This is a genomic window from Phenylobacterium sp., from assembly GCF_044236515.1.
In the GTDB taxonomy this organism is placed as follows: Bacteria; Pseudomonadota; Alphaproteobacteria; order Caulobacterales; family Caulobacteraceae; genus Phenylobacterium.
Map to the genome: position 1 here is coordinate 1 of NZ_JBIIGK010000232.1, position 3357 is coordinate 3357.

At 73.8% G+C, this 3357-nt stretch carries 3 protein-coding genes and 1 pseudogene; all 4 read left to right on the top strand.

Annotated elements, in window-relative coordinates:
• Positions 1 to 560, top strand: a 560-nt coding sequence (locus tag ACILRF_RS15515; RefSeq protein ID WP_395674478.1) for a biotin transporter BioY, incomplete at its 5' end; no start/stop codon positions are given.
• Positions 557 to 1618: a GTPase ObgE gene (obgE, locus tag ACILRF_RS15520; protein WP_395674480.1), complete on the top strand. Its 1062-nt coding sequence runs from the start codon at positions 557 to 559 to the stop codon at positions 1616 to 1618. The genes ACILRF_RS15515 and obgE, both read left to right, overlap by 4 nt.
• Complete coding sequence (gene proB, locus ACILRF_RS15525; RefSeq protein ID WP_395674482.1) at positions 1615 to 2754, top strand: glutamate 5-kinase; 1140 nt, start codon at positions 1615 to 1617, stop codon at positions 2752 to 2754. The genes obgE and proB overlap by 4 nt, the downstream gene beginning before the upstream one ends.
• Before the next feature lie 31 nt (positions 2755 to 2785).
• Positions 2786 to 3357 (top strand): annotated as a pseudogene (locus ACILRF_RS15530) (glutamate-5-semialdehyde dehydrogenase); the annotation flags it as partial.

The following is a 3357-nucleotide window of genomic DNA, read 5'->3' on the forward strand; positions in this document are numbered from 1 at the left end:
CCGCCCTTCCGATCCGCCCCCCGCTCGCGCGGCTGCTCGATGGCCGCGGGCGCGGCTGGCGCGTCGCCGCCGTGCTGGCCGGCGCGGCGGTGCTGGCGCTCGCCTCGCAGGCGTCGATCCCGATCGGCCCCGTGCCGCTGACGCTGCAGACCCTGGCGCTGTTCGTGACGGCGGGCCTCTCCGGCCTGCGGCTGACGCTGGAGATCGTTCTCGTCTGGCTGCTGGGGGCCGGCATCGGCCTGCCGGCGCTGGCCGGCGGCGAAGGCGGGCCCGAGGCGCTGATCGGGCCCACGGCCGGGTTCCTGGCCGGCATGCTGATCGCCGGGCCGTTGACCGGGCGGGTGGCGGAGCGGACCTGGAACTGGCTGGTGATCGCCGCCGCCTTCCTGCTCGGCCATCTGGTGATCCTGGCCCTCGGCTGGGCCTGGCTCGCCACCCACGCCGGCGTCGGCCGGGCCTTCGAGGCCGGGGTCGCGCCGTTCATCCCCGGCGCGGTGGCCAAGTCGCTGCTCGCCGCCCTGATCGTATGGGCGGTCCGCCGCCGGGCAGACGCGTCATGAAGTTCCTCGACCAGGTGAAGATCTACATCCGCTCCGGCAACGGCGGCGGCGGGGCGGTGTCGTTCCGCCGGGAGAAGTACATCGAGTACGGCGGTCCCGACGGCGGCGACGGCGGCCGCGGCGGCGACGTCTGGATCGAGGCGGTCGAGGGGCTGAACACCCTCATCGACTACCGCTACCAGCAGCACTTCAAGGCCGAGACCGGCGTCCACGGCATGGGCCGCAACCGCCACGGCGCGGCCGGCGCCGACGTGGTGCTGAAGGTGCCGGTCGGCACCCAGGTGCTGGATGAGACCAAGGAAGAGGTGCTCTACGACCTCGACCGGGCCGGCATGCGCATCCGCCTGCTGAAAGGCGGCAACGGCGGGTTCGGCAACACCCATTTCAAGGGCCCGATCAACCAGGCGCCCAAACACGCCAACCCTGGCCAGGAGGGCGAGGAACAGGCGATCTGGCTGCGGCTGAAGCTGATCGCCGACGTCGGCCTGGTCGGCCTGCCGAACGCCGGCAAATCGACCTTCCTGGCGGCGGCCAGCGCCGCCAAGCCGAAGATCGCCGACTATCCCTTCACCACCCTCGCCCCCAACCTCGGCATGGTCGACTTGTCGGCCGGCGAGCGGTTCGTGCTTGCCGACATCCCCGGCCTGATCGAAGGCGCGCACGAAGGGGCCGGCATCGGCACGCGGTTCCTGGGCCATGTCGAGCGCACCGCCGTGCTGATCCATCTGGTCGACGGCACGCAGGGGGACGTCGGCCAGGCCTGGCGGATCGTCCGCCACGAGCTCGAGGCCTACGGCGAGGAGCTGGCCGACAAGCCGGAGATCCTGGCGCTGAACAAGATCGACGCCCTCAGCGACGACGAGCGGGCGGAGAAGGCGGCCGAGCTGTCGGCCGCGGCCGGCACCCCCGTGCGGATCGTCTCCGGCTTCACCGGCGAGAACGTCACCGAGCTGCTGCGCGAGGCCTACAAGCTGGTTCGCCAGCGCCGCGGCGAGATCGTGCCCGACGACGAGGACGAAGCCGTACCGCCGCCGACCGAAGGGGGCTGGCAACCGTGAGCGCATCCACCCATTCCCTGGCGGTCGCCCGCCGCATCGTCGTCAAGGTCGGCTCGGCCCTGCTGGTCGGCGAGGCCGGGGCCGACGCCCGCTGGCTGGCCGCCCTGGCCGCCGACGTCTCGCGCCTGCGCGAGCGCGGGCAGCAGGTGCTGGTCGTCTCGTCCGGCGCCGTGGCCTTGGGCCGTCGGCGCCTTGGCCTGACCGGCCGCACCCTGACCGTGCCGGAAAAGCAGGCCAGCGCCGCGGCCGGCCAGTCGCTGCTGATGCGGGCGTGGGAAGAGGCGTTCGAGCCGCATGGCCTGGCCTGCGCCCAGGTGTTGATGACCCGCGACGACACCGAGGTGCGCCGCCGCTGGCTGAACGCCCGGGCCACCGTCGACACCCTGCTGAGCCTGGGCGTCATCCCGATCGTCAACGAGAACGACACGGTGGTGACCGAGGAGATCCGGGTCGGCGATAACGACCGGCTGTCGGCGCGGGTGGCGCAGATGGCCGGGGCCGACGCCCTGGTGCTGCTGTCCGACGTCGACGGCTTCTACACCGCCGATCCGCGACAGGACCCGAACGCCCAGCATGTGCCGCTGATCGAGCGGATCACGCCGCAGATCGAAGCCATGGCCGGCGGCGCCAACGCCCAGGCCGGGGTCGGCACCGGCGGCATGGCCACCAAGCTGGAGGCGGCGCGGATCGCCAGCGCCGCCGGCTGCGCGACGATCATCACCATGGGCCATCGGCCCTCGCCCCTGTGGGCCGTCGAGCACGGCGAGAAGGCCACCGTGGTCGCGCCGGCGACGACGCCGGCCGCCGCCTACAAGGCCTGGATCGCCGGCAGCCTGTCGCCGGCCGGCGTGTTGACCGTCGACGCCGGCGCCGCCGCCGCCGTCGGACGCGGCAAGAGCCTGCTGGCGGCCGGCGTGCGCAAGGTCGAAGGCCGCTTCGACAAGGGCGACGCCGTGCTGATCCGCGACGAGACCGGCCGCGACATCGCCCGCGGCCTGACCCGCTACGAGGCCGCCGACGCCCGGCGGATTTGCGGCCTGAAGAGCGAGGCCATCGAGGGCGTGCTGGGCTACACCAGCGGCCCCCTGGTCCATGCCGACGACCTGGCGCTGGCGCCGCATGCGGTCGGCGCTTAAGACGACGCTTCGATGACGGAAGGGGTTGGCGTTGAGTGACGGCGGCAGATCGCGCGAGACGGGCGCACGGCTGGAGGCCCTGACCCCCGGCCAGGCCATCGTCTGGGGCGGCGACCGCGTGGCCCATGTCGACGCGGCGCTGGCCGACGCCTTCAAGGCCGGCGACCGGCTGCTGGTCGCCGACGGCGCGCTGCTGCACGTGCCCGCCGCCGAGCACGCGGTCGCCGCGCAGGCCGTCGCCCGCGCCCGCGCCGCCTTCGCCCGCATGGGCGAGGTCACGGACGCGCAGATCCAGGCCTTCTTCGAGGCCTTCGCCGCGCGGCTGGAGGACGACGCGTGCTGGGCGATCATCGCCGAGGCCAACGCCGGCGACGTCGAGCGCGCCCGCGGCCGTGGCCGGTCCACCACCCGCCTGGCCGTCTCCGACGCCATGCGGGCCGACATGATCGCCGGCCTGCGCGCCTGGCGCGACGCCGAGCCGTCGCGCGGCCGGGTGCTGGAGACCGTCCGGCACGAGGGCTGGAGCGTCGAGCAGGTGATGGCGCCGCTGGGCGTCGTCGGCTTCGTCTTCGAAGGCCGGCCCAACGTCTTCGCCGACGCGAC

Excerpts from the sequence above, each read along its gene's own strand:
- obgE (WP_395674480.1), top strand. The coding sequence starts at position 557 with ATGAAGTTCCTCGACCAGGTGAAGATCTACATCCGCTCCGGCAACGGC.